We start from the raw sequence: 18,451 nt of genomic DNA on the forward strand, positions 1-18,451 counted from the left end.
TGCGTTTCCGAGAGGTCAGTCGACCTTGCGCACAGCGACTCAGTCGACCTTGCGCACAGCGACTCAGTCGACCTTGCGCACAGCGACTCAGTCGACCTTGCGCACAGCGCCCTTGTCCGCCGAGGTCGCCATCTTCGCGTATGCACGCAGCGCCTGCGTGACGGGACGCTGACGGTCCTTGGGCTGCCACGGACGCTCGGAGGCCTCCATCTTCGCGCGGCGCTCGGCGAGCACCTCGTCGTCGACGAGCACCTCGAGGCGGCGGGTCTTGACGTCGATGAGGATCGGGTCGCCGTCCTCGACGAGACCGATCGCGCCGCCCGATGCCGCCTCCGGCGACATGTGGCCGACCGACAGGCCGGACGAGCCACCCGAGAAGCGGCCGTCGGTGATCAGGGCGCACTTCTTGCCCATGCCGGTGCCCTTCATGAAGGCGGTCGGGTGCAGCATCTCCTGCATGCCCGGGCCGCCCGCGGGGCCCTCGTAGCGGACGACGAGCACCTCACCGGCCTGGATGGTCTTGGACAGGATGACCTGGACTGCCTCCTCCTGGCTCTCGACCACGCGTGCCGGGCCCTCGAAGTGCCACAGGTCCTCGTCGATGCCGGCGGTCTTCAGCACTGCGCCGTCCGGGGCGAGGTTGCCGCGCAGCACGCACAGACCGCCCTCGGTGGTGTAGGCGTGTTCGATGTCGCGGATGCAGCCCTCGGCGGCGTCGGTGTCGAGCGAGCTCCACCGGTTCGCGGTCGAGAACGGGGTCGTGGTGCGGACACCGCCCGGGGCGGCGTGGAAGAGCTCGAACGCCTCGTCGATGGCCTTCCCGCCGCGGATGTCCCAGTCGTCGAGGAACTGCGCGAGCGTCGGGGTGTGGACCGTCGAGGTGGTCTCGTCGAGCAGGCCGGCGCGACGCAGCTCGCCGAGGATGGCGGGGATGCCGCCGGCCCGGTGGACGTCCTCCATGTGGTAGTCGGAGTTCGGCGAGACCTTCGACAGGCAGGGGACCTTGCGGCTGATCTCGTCGATGGTCGACAGGTCGAAGCCCTCGACCTCGCCCTCCTGCGCGGCGGCGAGGATGTGCAGCACCGTGTTGGTCGAGCCACCCATCGCGACGTCGAGCGCCATCGCGTTGCGGAACGCGGACGCGGATGCGATGTTGCGGGGCAGGACCGACGCGTCGTCGTCCTGGTACCAGCGCTTGGCCGCCTCGACGACGACCTTGCCGGCGCGCTCGAACAGCGCACGACGGGCCTCGTGCGTCGCCAGCGTCGAACCGTTGCCCGGCAGGGCGAGCCCCAGCGCCTCGGTGAGGCAGTTCATCGAGTTCGCGGTGAACATGCCGGAGCAGGAGCCGCAGGTCGGGCAGGCGGAGCGCTCGACCTCTTCCAGGCCGACCTCGTCGACGGCGCTGTTGGCCGACGCGGAGATGGTGGTGATCAGGTCCGACGAGGGGTGCGCCACGTCGCCGACGACGACCGCCTTGCCGGCCTCCATCGGTCCGCCGGACACGAAGACGGTCGGGATGTTCAGGCGCAGAGCGGCATTGAGCATGCCTGGGGTGATCTTGTCGCAATTGGAGATGCACACCAGGGCGTCGGCGGTGTGCGCGTTGACCATGTATTCCACCGAGTCGGCGATGATCTCGCGCGAGGGCAGCGAGTAGAGCATGCCGCCGTGACCCATCGCGATGCCGTCGTCCACGGCGATGGTGTGGAACTCGCGCGGCACGCCGCCGGCGGCGCGGACCGCGTCGGCGACGATGTCACCGACATCCTTGAGGTGCACGTGTCCGGGCACGAACTGCGTGTAGGAGTTCGCGATCGCCACGATCGGCTTGCCGAAATCGTCGTCGGTCATTCCGGTGGCGCGCCACAGGGAACGGGCTCCGGCGGCTTCGCGGCCGACGGTGGTGGTGCGTGACCTCAGGGCTGGCATCGTTTCCTCATATCGATCGTCGGGTCTGGCTGAGTCGCCCCGGCGGCAAGGCCGTTCGGGGATCGGCCGGCCGGGGTTTCCGGGCAGACGCATCCCGGGTGAGGTCTGCCGTCGGACTCCTTGGCGCAACACCACCGACCCAGGGGTTTGTCTCACACGGGCGGTAAGCCCCGGGAAGTGGGGTTGAACGGCTGCGCACGCTGAGGGTGGGCGTGACGCGTCGCTGACAGACCAGGCTACTCCGCTGTGACATGCGGAAACAAAACCAATCGCCGACCACTGGACCGGTGACGGCGCCGGTCAGATCCCCAGGACGGCCTTGGCGATGGAGAAGTAGATGATCAGGCCGGTGGCGTCGCAGAACGTCGAGATGAACGGGGTGGAGAAGACCGCGGGGTCGACGTGGAGGGACTTGGCGACCAGCGGCATGACCCCGCCGACGGTCGCGGCCATCGTGCAGATCGACACGATCGTCAACCCGATCACCGCCCCGATCGACGGTTCGTAGACCAGTGCGGCGACCGCGAATCCGACGATGCCGAGCAGCGAGCCCATGGTCAGGCCGACGCGGATCTCCTTGGCCGCGACCCGGAGCACGTCGCGGGGGCCCACGTCGTCGGTGGCCAGCGCGCGGGTCACGGTGGTGGCCGCCTGCGACCCGGTGTTGCCGCCGATGCCGGTCAGCAGCGGGATGAACAGGGCCAGGGCGACCTTCTGCTCGAGGGTGCCCTCGAAGATCTCGAGCACGTTGACGGTGAGGATCGCCGACACCGCGAGGATGAACAGCCACACGATCCGCGCCCGTGTGATCGACAGGATCGACGCGTACAGGTACGGCTCGCGCAGCGGTTCACGGGCACCGGCGCGTGCCTCGTCGGTGTCGCGGGCCTGTTCGACGACGGCCACGGCGTCGTCGATGGTCAGCACGCCGACGAGCCGGCTGTCGCGGTCGACGACCGGCATGGCGAGGATGCCGCGGTCGAGGCAGCGCTGGGCGGTGGACTCCGCGTGATCGTCGACGAAGGCGTAGATCGGCTTGCGCATGAGCGCGGAGATCGGCTCGTCCGGGGCGGCGAGCAGCAGGTCGCGCAGGCTGACGACGCCGCACAGCACGCGCGAGTCGTCGATGACCGGGACGGTGTAGATCGTCTCGGCGGCGTGGCCCCGCTCCTTGACCCGCGCCAGCGCCGCCGCGGCGGTCTCGTCGCGGCGGGCGTGCACGACCTCCGGGCTCATCCGGCGCCCGACCGAGCCGCGCGGATATCCGAGCACGACGGCGGTCGCGTCGCGTTGCTCGGGTGTCAGCTGCGCGACGAGTGCGCGTGCCACCCCGGCGGGCAGTTCGTCGAGCAGTTCGGCGCGGTCGTCGGGGTCGAGGTTGTCGAACGCGGCGGCCACCTCGACGGTACCGAGGTCGTCGATGAGGCGGTGCTGCGAGTTCGGCGACAGGTGATCGAACACCTCGACGGCGAGATCCTTCGGCAGCAGCCGGAAGGCGACACCCCGTGGTTTGTGGGGGAGTCGGTCCAGAAGTGCGGCGATGTCGCCGGGCGGGAGTGCGGACAACGCCGACGCGGCGACACCGAGGTCGCCACCGGAGATCAGTTCGTCCAGCTCGTTCGGTTCGATCGTCGCGTAGGTCACGGTGTCGACACTAGCGGTTCCCGGCGAGGTCAAACCCGTTCGGGCAGTGCTGTTTCTGTGCCGTCGGGTGGTGCTGTTCGGTGCCCGGGCCGGCGCCGGCGGGGCGACACGGGGTCAGTCGTCGCGCTTGGCGGCTTCCTCGAACGGGTCGGGGATGCGGCCGCGACTCACCACATTCAGCGCGGGGAGATCGCGAAAACCGATGGCGGGCAACCGAACCCGGTCGCCATTGGTCAACACCGCGCGCACCGCGCTCCACTTCGGGAACTGGAGTCCGGCGATGTCGGACCATGGGATGTCGGTCGTCGAGAATCCGCCGACCGCCTGCAGGCCGTCTTCGGTGACGACGGTGCGGAGGCGATGAATCCAGAGGTAGAGCGCCACGGGGACGACGAACGCGAAGGCGAACCACCATGAGGCGCCGAGCAGCAGGACCACCACGAGCGCGACCATCGGGACGGTGAAGTAGGCGACCCGATTGATGCGGAAGACCACCGGATAGGTGAACTCCGGCGAGTTGTCGTCGGGTGTCGAGGTGGTGTCACTGGAATCGGTCGGCACGTCCCCATTGTGCCAACTGTCCCCGCGCCGCCCGGGCGGCGGGTGGTGTGGGAGGTGCTGCGAACCGGGCTGTCGCCATGCGGTGAGATGCACGTCACCACCAGTGTTTTCTCATGATGTGGGACGTGACTGTCCGGAGTTTGACTCAGTACTGCACACAGTCCTACCGTGAACGCGTGATGACGAACGGGATTCTCGTAGTACTCGGCTGGCGCGTCGCCTGACCGGTCACTTCGCAGACCCCGAAAACGGCAACGACGCGCCACCCTCGAACAGCTGTCAGCTGTCGGGGGTTTTTTCATGTCAGGCCACATCACCACGCAAACGGAACACCCAAACAAGATGAGGATCGTGCAGTGAGCGCACCAACAGCACGCAACGACGCCGGCCGCAACGAGCCGTCGCGTAACGCCGGACTGCGTACGCAGTCTCCCGCGGCGGGCAACCTCCGTGCGGTAGGCCAGCACACCGTGGCGCCCGAACGCGTCAGCGGCGCGCAGTCGGTGGTCCGGTCGCTCGAGGAGCTCGGTGTCGAGGTCGTGTTCGGCATCCCGGGCGGCGCGGTGCTGCCGGTGTACGACCCGCTGCTCGATTCCAAGAAGGTCCGTCACGTCCTCGTCCGCCACGAGCAGGGCGCGGGTCATGCCGCCACCGGCTACGCACAGGTCGCCGGCCGTGCGGGCGTCATGATGGCCACGTCCGGCCCGGGTGCGACCAACCTCGTCACCCCGCTGGCCGACGCGCAGATGGACTCGGTCCCGGTGGTCGCCATCACCGGCCAGGTCGGGCGCCAGCTGATCGGCACCGACGCCTTCCAGGAGGCCGACATCGCCGGCATCACCATGCCGATCACCAAGCACAACTTCCTGGTGACGCGTGCGATCGACATCCCGAAGACCATCGCCGAGGCCTTCCACATCGCCGAGAGCGGCCGTCCCGGTGCGGTTCTCGTCGACATCCCCAAGGACATCCTGCAGAGCCAGACCACGTTCTCGTGGCCGCCGCAGATCGACCTGCCCGGGTACCGTCCGGTCACCAAGCCGCACGGCAAGCAGGTGCGCGAGGCCGCCCGCCTCATCAATGCGGCGAAGAAGCCGGTGCTCTACGTCGGCGGCGGCGTCATCAAGGCCAACGCGGCCGAGGAGTTGCGTGAGCTCGCCGAGCTGACCGGCATCCCCGTCGTCACCACCCTGATGGCGCGTGGCGCGTTCCCCGACAGCCACCAGCTGCACATGGGCATGCCCGGCATGCACGGCACCGTCGGCGCCGTCGCGGCCCTGCAGCGCAGCGACCTGCTCGTCACCTTGGGCGCGCGCTTCGACGACCGCGTGACCGGCGACCTGTCGTCGTTCGCGCCCGAGGCCAAGGTCATCCATGCCGACATCGACCCGGCCGAGATCGGCAAGAACCGTCCGGTCGACGTCCCGATCGTCGGTGACTGCAAGGCGGTCATCGCCGAGCTCGTGGAGACCCTGCGCGACGAGCGGGCCACCACCGGCACCACCCCGGACCTGACGGAGTGGTGGGCGTACCTCGAGGACATCCGCAAGACCTACCCGCTGAGCTACGACCGCCAGAGCGACGGATCGATGTCGCCGCAGTTCGTCATCCAGGCCCTCGGCAAGGCCGCCGGTCCGGACGCGATCTACTGCGCCGGCGTCGGCCAGCACCAGATGTGGGCCGCGCAGTTCATCTCCTACGAGAAGCCGCGCACCTGGCTGAACTCCGGTGGTCTGGGCACCATGGGCTACGCGGTCCCCGCCGCCATGGGCGCCAAGGCCGCCGCACCCGACGCCGAGGTGTGGGCCATCGACGGTGACGGCTGCTTCCAGATGACCAACCAGGAACTGGCCACCTGCGCGATCGAGGGCATCCCGATCAAGGTCGCGCTCATCAACAACGGCAACCTGGGCATGGTCCGCCAGTGGCAGACGCTGTTCTACGACCAGCGCTACTCGAACACCGACCTCGCCACCCACTCCCGGATGATCCCGGACTTCGTGAAGCTGGCCGAAGCGCTCGGCTGTGTCGCATTCCGCGTCGAGCGCGAGGAGGACGTCGACGACGTCATCGCGCAGGCACGTGCGATCAACGACCGCCCGGTGGTCATCGACTTCATCGTCGGCAAGGACGCCCAGGTGTGGCCGATGGTCGCCGCGGGCACCGGCAACGACGAGATCATGGCGGCCCGTGACATCCGGCCGCTGTTCGACGATGACGAGGCCGCCTCGGACCCCGTCGACATCCACGAGACCATGAAGAAGAGCGATGCGGCGGCGCCGAAGTCGGCCGCGGCGGAGAAGGACCAGAAGTGAGCAGCACCCACACCCTCAGCGTCCTGGTCGAGGACCGGCCGGGCGTCCTCGCCCGCGTCTCCGGGCTGTTCTCGCGCCGCGGGTTCAACATCGAGTCGCTGGCCGTCGGACCGACCGAGCTCAAGGGCATCTCGCGGATGACCATCATGGTCTCCGTCGAGGACTTCCCCCTCGAGCAGGTCACCAAGCAGCTGAACAAGCTGATCAACGTGATCAAGATCGTCGAGCAGGACCCGGCCAACTCGGTGTCCCGTGAGCTGATGCTGGTCAAGGTGCGCGCCGACTCGTCGGTTCGCACGGAGGTCATCGAGGTGGTGAACCTCTTCCGCGCCAAGGTCATCGACGTGTCGCCGGAGTCGCTCACCATCGAGGCGACCGGCACCTCGGAGAAGCTCGAGGCGCTGCTGCGGATGCTGGACCCGTACGGCATCCGCGAGATCGCGCAGTCGGGCGCCGTGGCGCTCGGTCGCGGACCGAAGAGCATGTCGGCAAATCGCTGACCGTTAGACTCCCGCTGGAAACAGCGACAACAGGATTACAAGTCTCTCGGCGTCACACATCGCGGCGAGGGGCGCCACATATCGAAGGGAAACAAAGTGGCCATCGAACTGTTCTACGACGACGACGCGGACCTGTCGATCATCCAGGGTCGCAAGGTCGCGGTGATCGGTTACGGCAGCCAGGGCCATGCGCATTCGCTGTCGCTGCGTGACTCCGGCGTCGAAGTCGTCATCGGTCTGCGCGAGGGCTCGAAGTCGCGTGCCAAGGCAGAGGAGCAGGGCCTGAAGGTCATGACCAACGCCGAGGCCGCCGCCTGGGCCGACGTCATCATGCTGCTCGCCCCGGACACCTCGCAGGCCAAGATCTTCACCGAGGACATCGAGCCGAACCTGAAGGACGGCGACGCGCTGTTCTTCGGTCACGGCCTGAACATCCACTTCGGCCTGATCAAGCCCCCGGCCAACGTCACCATCGGCATGGTCGCCCCGAAGGGCCCGGGCCACCTGGTCCGTCGTCAGTTCGTCGACGGCAAGGGCGTTCCCGCGCTCATCGCCATCGAGCAGGACCCGAAGGGCGAGGGCCAGGCCCTGGCGCTCAGCTACGCCAGCGCGATCGGCGCGGGCCGCGCCGGCATCATCAAGACCACCTTCAAGGAGGAGACCGAGACCGACCTGTTCGGTGAGCAGGCCGTCCTCTGCGGTGGCACCGAGGAACTGGTCAAGACCGGCTTCGAGGTGATGGTCGAGGCGGGCTACGCACCGGAGATGGCCTACTTCGAGGTGCTGCACGAGCTCAAGCTCATCGTCGACCTCATGTACGAGGGTGGCATCGCCCGCATGAACTACTCGGTCTCCGACACCGCCGAGTTCGGTGGCTACCTCTCCGGCCCGCGCGTCATCGACGCCGGCACCAAGCAGCGCATGAAGGAGATCCTGAAGGACATCCAGGACGGCACCTTCGTCAAGCGACTCGTCGCCAACGTCGAGGGCGGCAACAAGGAGCTCGAGGAGCTGCGCAAGAAGAACGCCGAGCACCCGATCGAGGTCACCGGCAAGAAGCTGCGCGACCTGATGAGCTGGGTCGACCGCCCCATCACCGAGACCGCCTGAGTCTCCACGCATCTGGTCTGGCACGGGCCCGTACCTCCACGCGAGGTGCGGGCCCGTTGTCGTAGCCGGCGCGCACACCGGATCGAAGACGATGCGCAGGTGGATGTCCCGGGTGAGCGGGAACCGCGGGAAACGGACGAACCCACCGCCTGGTGAAGGCGGTGGGTTCGTCCGGGGGAAGGTCGTTTCGGGGCGGCCGTGTCGCGGGACCGGGTCGGTCAGTGAGCCGACGGGGGGAGTCCCATCGTGGTCACCTCGGCGACCGGCAGGCCGGACCTCTCGCACACCGCGTGCACGAGGTCGTCGTAGGTCCGGCAGACCACCGACGCACCGGTCGGGGAGCTGACCACCCAGCCCGCCGTGATGGCACGGACGGTGTCCCGACGCAGTGCGCGCGACATCCTTCGCGCCACCGCGTCACGCCGACGCGGACCGCTCACATACTCCGCCGCCCAATCGAGCGGTGCTCCGGCACATCCCCCGCACATCAGGGCATCACGTCGCCGGAGTTGGGGCCGAGGACCTGGCCGACGAACAGGTTGCCGCCGGGATCGGACGCCAGCAGTACCGCGGTCGGGGCGATCTCCTCGGGACGTCCGAAGCGCCCGAGGGGCAGTTCCGCGCGCTTGTCGCGCTTCCAGTCCTCGTCGATCCCGTCGACCATCGGCGTCTCGACCGGCCCGGGTGCGATCGCGTTCACGAGGACACCCTGCGTCGCGGTCTCGAGTGAGATCGACTTCGACATCGCGATGACCCCGGCCTTGGCGGCCGCGTAATGGGCAAGCGAGACACCGCCCTTGATCGCCAACTGCGAGGCGACGTTGATGATCCGGCCGAAGCCGGCATCGAGCATCGGTCGCAGTGCGGCGCGATTCAGCAGGAACACGCTGGTCAGGTCGATGTCGATGGTCTCGCGCCACTGATCGGACGACAACTCGACGGTCGGTGACTGCGTGAGGATGCCGTGTGAGCAGACCAGGACGTCGAGTCCGCCGTCCTCTCCGACGACGAGGTCGACCAGGTCGGCCACTGCCGGCTCCGACGTGGCGTCCAGCACCACACCGCGCCGTCCGCCGATCTCGGATGCCACCGCTTTCACGCGCGGGTCGCGGTCGGCGAGGGTGACGATCGCGCCCTCGCCGACGTACGCCTGCGCGATGGCCCGGCCGATTCCCGACGCGGCGCCGGTCACGATCGCGCGGCGTCCGTCCAGGACTCCGGACATGTCAACTCCCTTCGGGTGAGGTACGGACATCAGTCCCGCATCGCGGTGGTCAGGGCGCCGTCGACGACGATCGCCTGACCGCTGACGTAGGAGGCCTGCGGACTCGACAGGAACGCGATGACCTCTGCGACCTCGCGCGGATGACCGACACGGCCCCAGGGGATGTACCCGCCGGCACGTTCGAGGCCGTCCGGCCCGAGCGAGTTGACGGGGTCACTGGACTGCGGTGTCCGGATCAGGCCGGGGATGATCGCATTCGCCCGGATGCCGCGCGGACCGTACTCGACGGCGAGGCTGCGTGCGAGACCGATCACGCCGGCCTTCGCGGTCGCGTAGTGCGCGTGCTCCTGCCATCCGTACACGCCACCGGCGATCGAGGAGATCACGGTGACCGAGCCGCCGGATGTCATGTGCCGCAACCCGGCTCGGGCCGTGCGCATCACACCGTGGAGGTCGACCTCCATCATGTCGTGCCACGCGGCGTCGGTCATCGACTCGAAGGCGGCCTCCCGCAGGATGCCTGCGTTCGCGACGGTGATGTCCAGGCGCCCCCATCCGGCGACGAGTTCGTCGGCGAAGGCATCCACCGATTTGGTGGACCGCACGTCGACCTCGACGATCCGGCCCTCGCCGCCGGCGTCCCGGACGGCCCGGAGTGTGGTCTCCGGGTCGTGCGGGTCACCGCTGTAGGTGCCGATGCCCACGCGCACTCCGCGTCCGGCGAGGCAGATCGCGGTCTCGGCCCCGATTCCCGACGCCGCACCCGTGATCATCGCGACGAGTTGCCCGCTCATGCGCGAACCTCCGCCGACGCAACGTCTTCCGCGACACCGGGGGTCCCGTCGGTCGGATCGTCGACGACCTTGCGCGCACCCAGGACGATGACCGAGGACACGAGCGCTCCCAGCACGCCGACCCACAACGCGGCGGTGGAGTAGGAGATCGACGCGGCCGTCAGGCCGGTGAGGATGAAGCCCGAGATGATCGCGCCCGGCTGCGACATGGCGCCGATGAAGGCGCTACCCGTCGCACGGCAGTCGGTGTCGAAGCACTCGGCCTGGAAGAACATGATCGCGGCGTACGGTCCGAGGATGAAGAACAGGCCCATCATGTAGGTGACCAGCACGTAGACCTGGTTCGACGGCCCGAGGAGCATCGCGGCGAAGAACACTGCGGCGAGGAACCAGCCGACGGCGATGGTGTTGCGACGTCCGAAGCGGTCACCCGCCCAGCCGTGGGTCACGTAGCCGGCGACGGCCACCAGGTTCGACAGGACGACCAGGATCAGTGTCGACGAGGCGTCGATGCCCTTGCCCTTCTCCAGGACGGTGGTACCGAGGACCGAGAAGGTCTGCAGGCCGAACCAGTTGAACAGCCACGCCAGCGACAGGATGATCGTGTTCCGACGGTGCTTGCCGACGAAGATGCGCTTGAACGGCGCAGCGGTCTGTTCGACGGTGGCGGTGGCCGCCGCGAGTGCGTCGGCCTCCTCGTTCCGGCCCGCGGCGCGCAGCTTCTTGATGGTCTGCTGCGCCTCGAACTGGGGGCTCTCCTTGAGCTTGCGGCACACCAGCGCGACGATCGTCGCCGGAATGGTGGCCAGCAGGAACGCGATTCGCCACGAGTCGGCGCCGAAGATCGCGGTGACGACGGAGACGAAACCGGCCGCGAGCAGAGCGCCGATCGGCCAGCCGGTCTGGACCATCGAGTAGACGAATCCGCGACGCTTCTTGATCTTCTCGTCCTCGGTGAGCTCGTAGAGCTCGTTGAGGTAGGTGGCGTTCACGGACTGCTCGCCGAGGCCGAGGCCGCTGATCGAGCGGACGCCGATCAGCGAGGCCGCTCCGAACGTCGCGGCGGTGGCGGCCGACGACGCCGCGGTGCCGCCGACCGAGATGATCATGCCCTTGCGACGGCCGAGCTTGTCGACCAGCGGGCCCACGAGGAGTACGACGATCGCGGTGCCGACGCTCACCAGGGTGGATACCAACAGCGCGTGGCTGGTGGACCAGCCGAACGACTCCTCGATGCGCGGCAGCAGCGTGCCGAACAGGATGAAGTCGTAGACCGCGATGGTCCAGGCGAAGAACGCGATTCCAGATGCTCGGCGGGTCTCCTTACCGGTGACACGCCGCAGTCCCGGGGACCGGGGGTTGAGGGAGTTGGACATGGAACTTGCTCTCTTGTCGATGGAGGGACTGCCGGCGCGTCGTTGGGTCGGCAAAGAGGGGTTGTGGGGCAGGGGATCTCAGCTACGCGGGCGGCGCTTCTTGAAGTCCTCGGCGATGGTGTCGAAGTTCGCCCAGCGGACGCCTTCGTGGGAGTTGATGTGTTCGATCAGGCGCTCGAGCATCAACAGCACCTGCGGGCGTCCCGACACGTCCGGGTGGATCGTGAACGTGAAGACGGCGTAATCGCTCTCGCGGTAGACCCAGTCGAACTGATCGCGCCACATCTCCTCGATGTGTCGCGGATTGACGAATCCGTGGCTGTTCGGGCTGCCCTTGATGAACATCATCGGAGGCAGGTCGTCGAGGTACCAGCTCGCCGGGATCTCGACGAGGTCGGTCTCCTCACCGCGCACCAGCGGCTTCATCCACGTGGATGCGGGCTTGTCGTAGTCGATGGGAGTCCACGAATCGCCCACGCGGACGTAGTACGGCTCGAAGTCGCGGTGCATCAGCGAGTGGTCGTAGGTGATCCCGCGCTCGACCAGCAGTTCGTTGGTGACCTTGCTGAACTCCCACCACGGGGCCACATAGCCGGTCGGGCGCTTGCCGGTGCGCGTTGCGATGAGATCGATGCAGTGGTCGAGGATCTCGGACTCCTGCTCGCGGGTCATCGCGATGGGGTTCTCGTGGCTGTAACCGTGCAGGCCGATCTCGTGCCCGGCCACGACGACCTGCTCGAACTGCTCCGGGAAGGTCTCGATGCTGTGGCCCGGCCAGAACCAGGTGGCCGGCAGGTCGTACTTCGCCAGCAGATTGTTCAGCCGGGGGACACCCACCTCGCCGGCGAAGATGCCGCGGGAGATGTCACCCGGAGAGTTCTCGCCGCCGTAGGAACCCAGCCAGCCGCCGACCGCGTCGACGTCGATGCCGAATGCGACAAAGATTTCCTTGGCCATGATCTTCCATCCTCCTTGTGTTGGGGAAGCGTTGCTTCTCGTGAAAGGTGTTGTGGGACAGTGGATGTCAGTTGTCGAGGCAGACGTGTGAGGCGACGACCCCGGCGAGTGCGGACATGTCGGCACCGCGGTTCTGGGACAGCCACAGCGCCAGCAGTATTCGGACCTGGGAAGCGGGCAGCCCCGATGCGCACGGAATGCCGGCCGCGGTGAGGTCGGCGCCGCCGCCGCTGCCGTAGACCCCGCGAACGGGGCCTTCGGGTACCCGGGTGGACACCACGAGCGCGATCCCTTCCGAGACGAGCTCGGTTGCGGCCGCGACGATCTGCGGATTCGTGTTGCCGAGTCCGGTTCCCGCCAGGACGATCCCCGTCGCTCCGGCGCGGACGGCCGCGTGCAGGAGGGCGTCGTCGGCGCCGGGATAGGACTCGACGAGATCGACACGGGTGATGTCGAGCCGGGAATCGGGGCGGGGGAGCGGCTTCGGCCGGACGATGTCGGCGACGAGGTGGACGCCGCCGGGGCCGACGGTCCCGAGTTCGGTGCCGTTCACCGAGCCGAAGGCGTGCAGGGCCTCGGTGTGCAGCTTGCGTGTGCCCCGCGCCGGCAGCACCGCGCCGTCGAACACGATCATCACGCCGTGGTCGCGGGCCTCGGCCGATGCCGCGACCCGTACCGCGTCGGTCAGGTTCCGCGGTCCGTCGCCCGCCTCGGCGTCTCCTGCGCGCTGGGCCCCGGTGAGAACGACCGGACGCGGATCGTCGTGGACGAGATCCAGCAGGATCGCCGTCTCCTCCATGGTGTCCGTGCCGTGGGTGATGACGATGCCGTCCACCGGGCGGTCCGTGCGCGACAGGAGGTCGGCGACCGCGTCGCTGATCCGGCGCAGATGCTCCAGGGTCATCCGATAGGAGCCGATCGTCATCAGATCGATCGTCTCCACCTCGACGTCCGCGATCCCCAGTCCGTCGACGAGGCTGCCGGCGGTCCTGGTCGCGACGACCCCGTGGTCGGTGGCGACCGAGGCGATCGTGCCACCGGTGGCGAGGACCGCGATGCGGGCGCTCACCGGGTCCTCGATCCGTGTCTCGGGCGCCGAACCCATTGAGCGCCAAGGTTCTCCAAGCGTTGCATGCGGAGCAGTCAATCACACACAAACGTTTGTGGCAATCGTTTGTGTAACATCTGCCAAACGTTTGTGTAAATCGCGCCGTAACACGACCCGTTGGGTACGCTGAGGGCCGTCGGAGGAAGACAGAGAGGTAAGGGGTGAAAAAGCCAGTCCAGGGGCCGCTGACGCTCCGCATGATCGCGACGGAGCTGGGTGTGAGCCCGTCGACGGTGTCTCGCGTGCTCAACACCCCCGGGGACGGCGCGCTGCGCTGGGGGTCGGCCGAGACGGTCGCCCGAATCCGGGCCTTCGCCGAGGAATACGGTTACTCACGCAACCCGCACGCGTCGAGTCTGCGCACGCGCCGGTCCGGGCTGATCGGCGTCCTCGTCCCGCGCCTCCAGGACTACGTCCTCGCGACGATCTACGAGGGCATCGAGGAGGCGGCCACCGAGGCCGGGCTCTCCACCTTCGTCACCAACTCGCTCGACAGGCCCGAGAACCAGCGGGCGCGCACGCAGATGATGATCGACCGCCGCGTCGACGGACTCATCTACGGCGACGCGCACCTCGATCACGCATTCCTCGACGAGATCCACGCGCGGGGCACGAAGTTCGTCCTCGTGTCCCGCCGGGCGGGTTCGTACCCGTCCGCGACGGTCGACGACGTGAAGGGCGGCCGGCTGGTCGGCCGGCACCTCATCGAGACCGGTCGGCGCAACGTGGCGATTCTCGCCGGTCTCGAATTCGCCTCCACGGCACGTGATCGCACCAGGGGGATCGTGTCCGTCTTCGCCGAGCACGGCATCGAGATACCCGCCGACCGGATCGTGCACACCGGGTTCGACCCGGCCGGTGGGCGCGCCGCGGTCGAGCGCATCCTGGCGACGGGACCGGTTCCCGACGCGATCTTCGCGACCAACGACTTCGCCGCGATCGGCGCGTTCGGCGCGCTGCGTGACAGGGGCATCCTCGTACCGGACGACGTCGCACTGGTGGGCTACAACGACACCCCGCTGGCGGCCGGAGGTGCGGTGCCGCTCACGACGATCCGGTCTCCGATGCACGAGATGGGGCGGCGTGCCGTGGGCCTGCTGCTCGAGGTGATCGCCGGCCGAACACCGGAGTCGGTCGTGCTCGAGCCGGAACTCATCGTCCGATCGAGCAGCGCCACGTCGTCGGTGGCGTCCTCGCGCTGATCTCCCCGCCGACCTCCGCCGCAAAAAACGACGAAACCACCACCTCGCGGTGATGGGTTCGTCGTGGATCGGATGTGGAGGCGTCAGGCCAGCCGGAATCCGCCGTATGCCGGCAGCGACGCGACGCGGTCGAGGATCGGTTGGATGTTGGTGCCGGTCTCGGGGCCGAAGCAGCCGATGAAGTAGTAGGCGTTGACCATGCCGACGAGACGGTCGCCGACGACGACCGGGCTGCCGGAGTCACCCTCGATCACGCACAGCTGGCTCAGGTGGACACCGCCCTCGGAGAACCAGGCGACGCCGCAGGTGTTGCCGGTGGTGCGGCCCTCCTTGCAGGCGATGGTGGGGAAGTTCAGTGGCCGCGGATCGATCGAGCGGATCGTCACGCCGCGGACGGTGCGCAGCGGCACGACGCGCGAGGCGTCGAGCTCGATGATCGCCATGTCCAGGTCGGAGGCGGAGTAGGTGATGACACCCGCCTGCCCGCGATCCTGGAAGGTCTCCGAATAGACCTTCTGACCTTCGGTGCCACAGTGTCCGGCGGTGATGCCGATGAGCTTGCCGGTCTTCGAACGGCCGATGGTGGTCAGGGTGCACGCCGCTGCGGAACTGCCGCCCTTGAGGACCAGGATTCCCGAGCCGCCTCCGAGGTAGATCTTCGCCGGCGCCGCAACCGCGACACCGGCACCCCAGCCGGCCAGCACCGTCGCAGCCAAGATGGCCAACAGTGCTGTCAGCTTCTTCGTCATCCGCTCTCCACTTCTCATTCTTCTCTCGCAACCGAAACGCCTGCCGGAGGATGTCGCGGCAGGCGGTCAAAGGACACCGTACCGGCACATTCCGGGGTTGGCTTCGGGGTGGGATCTACCCGCGGTCGCATTGCAACGATTCCGTGATGCACGCCCCCCACGAGTCGTAATGCCGATCACACTCTACCCACGCGCGGGGACACGGCTCCGGTTTTGGGGTAGACCGCCTGCTCGGAGCAGATTTACCGGGCTCTAAGCTGTGACATGGAGCGTCGACGACACTCCGACTGACCTTTGGTGACAAATCGCACCTGCCCCGACTCTGGAGAAAAGACTGTGAGCTCTGCTGGCCGCCCGGTTGTACTCATCGCCGACAAACTGGCGCCGTCCACCGTGGAAGCACTCGGTGACGGTGTGGAGGTGCGGTGGGTCGACGGCCCGGACCGTCCCAAGCTGCTCGAGGCCGTCGTCGATGCCGACGCGCTCCTCGTGCGTTCCGCGACGACCGTCGACGCCGAGGTTCTCGACGCCGGCAAGAAGCTGAAGATCATCGCCCGCGCCGGCGTCGGACTCGACAACGTCGACGTCCCGGCCGCCACCGAGCGCGGTGTCATGGTCGTCAATGCCCCGACCTCCAACATCCACTCCGCCGCCGAGCACGCGATCGCGCTGCTGATGGCCACCGCGCGCCAGATCCCGGCCGCCGACGCCACCCTGCGTGAGCACACGTGGAAGCGCTCGTCGTTCAACGGTGTCGAGATCTTCGACAAGACCGTCGGCGTCGTGGGCCTCGGCCGCATCGGCCAGCTGGTCGCCGCGCGTCTCGCCGCGTTCGAGACCCACATCATCGCGTACGACCCCTACGTGTCGCCGGCCCGCGCCGCCCAGCTGGGCATCGAGCTGGTGAGTCTCGACGAGCTCCTCGAGCGCGCCGACTTCATCACGATCCACCTGCCGAAGACCCCGGAGACCGAGGGCCTCATCGGCGCCGAGCAGCTGGCGCGCACCAAGAAGGGCGTCGTCATCGTCAACGCCGCCCGTGGTGGCCTGGTCGACGAGCAGGCGCTCGCCGACGCCATCAGGTCCGGCCAGGTCCGCGCCGCCGGCCTCGACGTCTTCTCGACCGAGCCGTGCACCGACTCGCCGCTGTTCGAGCTGCCCGAGGTCGTCGTGACGCCGCACCTCGGCGCCTCGACCTCCGAGGCCCAGGACCGTGCGGGCACCGACGTCGCCAAGAGCGTCCGCCTCGCGCTGGCCGGTCACTTCGTGCCCGACGCCGTCAACATCACCGGCGGCGCCGTCGACGAAGAGGTCGCCCCGTGGCTCGAGGTCGCCCGCAAGGCCGGTGTCCTCGTCGGCGCCATCAGCAAGGAGCCGCCGACCTCGCTGGTCGTCGACGTCCGTGGTGAGCTGGCCGCCAAGAACGTCGAGGTCCTCGGATTGTCGGCGCTGCGCGGCCTGTTCTCGGCCGTCCTCGACGAGCCGGTCACCTTCGTCAACGCGCCGGCCGTCGCCGAGAGCCGTGGCGTCACCAGCGAGGTGACCACCGCTCCGGACAGCCCGAACCACCGCAGCGTCGTCGACGTGAAGGCCGTCTTCGCCGACGGGTCGGTCCACAACGTGTCCGGCACCCTGACCGAGCCGCGCCTGGTCGAGAAGATCGTCAACATCAACGGTCGCAACTTCGACCTCCGCGCCGAGGGCCACAACCTGATCGTCAGCTACGCCGACCGCCCGGGCTCGCTCGGCAAGATCGGCACCATCCTCGGCGACGCCGGTGTCGACATCCTCGCCGCCGGTCTGTCCCAGGACGCCGAGGGCGAAGGCGCGACCATGATGCTGCGCATCAGCGGTGAACTCGGCGACGACGTCGTCGACGCCATCTCGCAGGCGGTGGGCGCCACCCTGATCGTGCAGGTGGACCTGTCATGAAGCTCGCAGTCATCGCCGGTGACGGCATCGGTCCGGAGGTCATCGGGGAGGCTCTCGGCGTCCTCGAGACCGTCGTCCCCTCGCTGACCACCACCGAGTTCGACCTCGGCGCGCGTCGCTACCACCGCAACGGTGAACTGCTGACCGAGGACGACCTCGAGTCGCTCCGCCGTCACGACGCGATCCTGTTGGGTGCCATCGGCGATCCGTCGGTGCCGCCGGGCATCCTCGAGCGCGGTCTGCTGCTGACCATGCGGTTCGCTCTGGACCACCACGTGAACCTGCGTCCGTCGCGTCGGTTCCCCGGTGTGTCCTCGCCGCTGGCGGGCGATCCCGAGATCGACTTCGTCGTGGTCCGTGAGGGCACCGAGGGTCCCTACACCGGCAACGGCGGCTCGATCCGCGTCGGGACGCCGCACGAGGTGGCCACCGAGGTCAGTGTCAACACCCGTTTCGGTGTGGAGCGCGTGGTGCGCAACGCCTTCCAGCGCGCACAGAAGCGTCGCAAGAAGTTGACCCTGGTCCACAAGACCAACGTGCTCGGCTTCGCCGGTTCGCTGTGGAGCCGGGCGGTCGAGGAGATCGGCGCCGAGTTCCCCGACGTCACCACCGACTACTGCCACGTGGACGCGGCGACCATCTACCTGGTCACCGATCCCGGCCGCTTCGACGTGATCGTCACCGACAACCTGTTCGGCGACATCATCACCGACATCGCGGCGGCGGTCAGCGGCGGCATCGGGCTCGCGGCGTCGGGCAACATCGACGCCACCGGCGCGAATCCCTCGATGTTCGAGCCGGTTCACGGTTCGGCGCCCGACATCGCCGGCCAGAACAAGGCCGACCCGACCGCGGCGATCCTGTCGGCCGCCCTGCTGCTCGAGCACCTCGGCGAGACCGACGCCGCGGCCCGCATCGAGAAGGCGGTCGCCGACGACCTCGCCGAGCGCACCGGTCCGGTCACGACCACCGAGGTCGGCAAGCGGATCCGCGAACGCCTGAGCTGAGCCTCGCCCCCATGGGGGCCGCACACGGATCACCCCCAC

Annotated in this window: 16 protein-coding genes; 6 read left to right on the forward strand and 10 right to left on the reverse strand. The window is 68.2% G+C overall.

All coding sequences use genetic code 11. The features are described from left to right. Positions 1–87: 87 nt before the first annotated feature. The 3 genes from ilvD to ABFT43_RS05650 all read right to left on the reverse strand — a co-directional run bounded on the left by ilvD (position 88) and on the right by ABFT43_RS05650 (position 4,137). Positions 88–1,932 (reverse strand): dihydroxy-acid dehydratase, encoded by a 1,845-nt coding sequence (ilvD, locus tag ABFT43_RS05640; protein ID WP_347959402.1) that lies wholly within the window; start codon positions 1,930–1,932, stop codon positions 88–90. Between the two features lie 300 nt (positions 1,933–2,232). Then, a complete protein-coding gene (mgtE, locus tag ABFT43_RS05645) occupies positions 2,233–3,576 on the reverse strand; it encodes a magnesium transporter (RefSeq protein ID WP_347959403.1) in 1,344 nt (447 codons plus the stop codon). Positions 3,577–3,690: 114 nt separating this feature from the next. After that, positions 3,691–4,137: a PH domain-containing protein gene (locus ABFT43_RS05650; protein ID WP_347959404.1), complete on the reverse strand. Its 447-nt coding sequence runs from the start codon at positions 4,135–4,137 to the stop codon at positions 3,691–3,693. A 356-nt stretch (positions 4,138–4,493) separates the two neighbouring features. On the opposite strand from ABFT43_RS05650, the gene ABFT43_RS05655 reads away from it, so the two are divergent. The 3 genes from ABFT43_RS05655 (at position 4,494) to ilvC (ending at position 8,062) form a co-directional block, all read left to right on the forward strand. After that, positions 4,494–6,452, forward strand: coding sequence for an acetolactate synthase large subunit (locus ABFT43_RS05655; protein WP_347959405.1), 1,959 nt, complete (start codon positions 4,494–4,496; stop codon positions 6,450–6,452). Then, entirely contained in the window at positions 6,449–6,952 is a 504-nt protein-coding gene (gene ilvN, locus ABFT43_RS05660; RefSeq protein WP_347959406.1) for an acetolactate synthase small subunit, read from the forward strand. The genes ABFT43_RS05655 and ilvN overlap by 4 nt, the downstream gene beginning before the upstream one ends. Positions 6,953–7,048: 96 nt before the next feature. Further along, positions 7,049–8,062 (forward strand): ketol-acid reductoisomerase, encoded by a 1,014-nt coding sequence (gene ilvC, locus ABFT43_RS05665; RefSeq protein WP_347959407.1) that lies wholly within the window; start codon positions 7,049–7,051, stop codon positions 8,060–8,062. Between the two features lie 218 nt (positions 8,063–8,280). Here ilvC and ABFT43_RS05670 read toward each other — a convergent pair whose 3' ends face one another. The 6 genes from ABFT43_RS05670 to ABFT43_RS05695 form a co-directional block, all read right to left on the reverse strand. Then, complete coding sequence (locus ABFT43_RS05670) at positions 8,281–8,463, reverse strand: hypothetical protein (protein ID WP_109237359.1); 183 nt, start codon at positions 8,461–8,463, stop codon at positions 8,281–8,283. A gap of 86 nt (positions 8,464–8,549) precedes the next feature. Further along, entirely contained in the window at positions 8,550–9,287 is a 738-nt protein-coding gene (locus ABFT43_RS05675) for an SDR family NAD(P)-dependent oxidoreductase (protein WP_109237358.1), read from the reverse strand. A 29-nt stretch (positions 9,288–9,316) separates the two neighbouring features. After that, a complete protein-coding gene (locus ABFT43_RS05680; protein ID WP_347959408.1) occupies positions 9,317–10,081 on the reverse strand; it encodes an SDR family NAD(P)-dependent oxidoreductase in 765 nt (254 codons plus the stop codon). Continuing rightward, a complete protein-coding gene (locus tag ABFT43_RS05685) occupies positions 10,078–11,457 on the reverse strand; it encodes an MFS transporter (RefSeq protein WP_347959409.1) in 1,380 nt (459 codons plus the stop codon). The genes ABFT43_RS05680 and ABFT43_RS05685 overlap by 4 nt, the downstream gene beginning before the upstream one ends. A gap of 78 nt (positions 11,458–11,535) precedes the next feature. Next, positions 11,536–12,414, reverse strand: a complete 879-nt coding sequence (locus ABFT43_RS05690; RefSeq protein ID WP_347959410.1) for a polysaccharide deacetylase family protein — start codon at positions 12,412–12,414, stop codon at positions 11,536–11,538. Positions 12,415–12,481: 67 nt separating this feature from the next. Continuing rightward, complete coding sequence (locus ABFT43_RS05695; protein ID WP_347959411.1) at positions 12,482–13,483, reverse strand: asparaginase; 1,002 nt, start codon at positions 13,481–13,483, stop codon at positions 12,482–12,484. A gap of 236 nt (positions 13,484–13,719) precedes the next feature. Between ABFT43_RS05695 and ABFT43_RS05700 the strand changes: the two genes are divergently transcribed. Next, a complete protein-coding gene (locus tag ABFT43_RS05700; protein ID WP_347959743.1) occupies positions 13,720–14,724 on the forward strand; it encodes a LacI family DNA-binding transcriptional regulator in 1,005 nt (334 codons plus the stop codon). Between the two features lie 83 nt (positions 14,725–14,807). Here ABFT43_RS05700 and ABFT43_RS05705 read toward each other — a convergent pair whose 3' ends face one another. Next, the gene (locus ABFT43_RS05705) at positions 14,808–15,473 is read right to left on the reverse strand and encodes a chymotrypsin family serine protease (protein WP_347959412.1); all 666 of its coding nucleotides are present in this window, start codon (positions 15,471–15,473) and stop codon (positions 14,808–14,810) included. A 336-nt stretch (positions 15,474–15,809) separates the two neighbouring features. Between ABFT43_RS05705 and serA the strand changes: the two genes are divergently transcribed. Together serA and ABFT43_RS05715 are read left to right on the forward strand one after the other, a co-directional pair. Then, positions 15,810–17,405 (forward strand): phosphoglycerate dehydrogenase, encoded by a 1,596-nt coding sequence (gene serA, locus ABFT43_RS05710; RefSeq protein ID WP_347959413.1) that lies wholly within the window; start codon positions 15,810–15,812, stop codon positions 17,403–17,405. Then, positions 17,402–18,412, forward strand: a complete 1,011-nt coding sequence (locus tag ABFT43_RS05715; protein ID WP_347959414.1) for a 3-isopropylmalate dehydrogenase — start codon at positions 17,402–17,404, stop codon at positions 18,410–18,412. Before serA ends, ABFT43_RS05715 begins: the two co-directional genes overlap by 4 nt. Positions 18,413–18,451 lie beyond the last annotated feature (39 nt).

Source organism: Gordonia aurantiaca, assembly GCF_039939235.1.
GTDB lineage: Bacteria > Actinomycetota > Actinomycetes > Mycobacteriales > Mycobacteriaceae > Gordonia.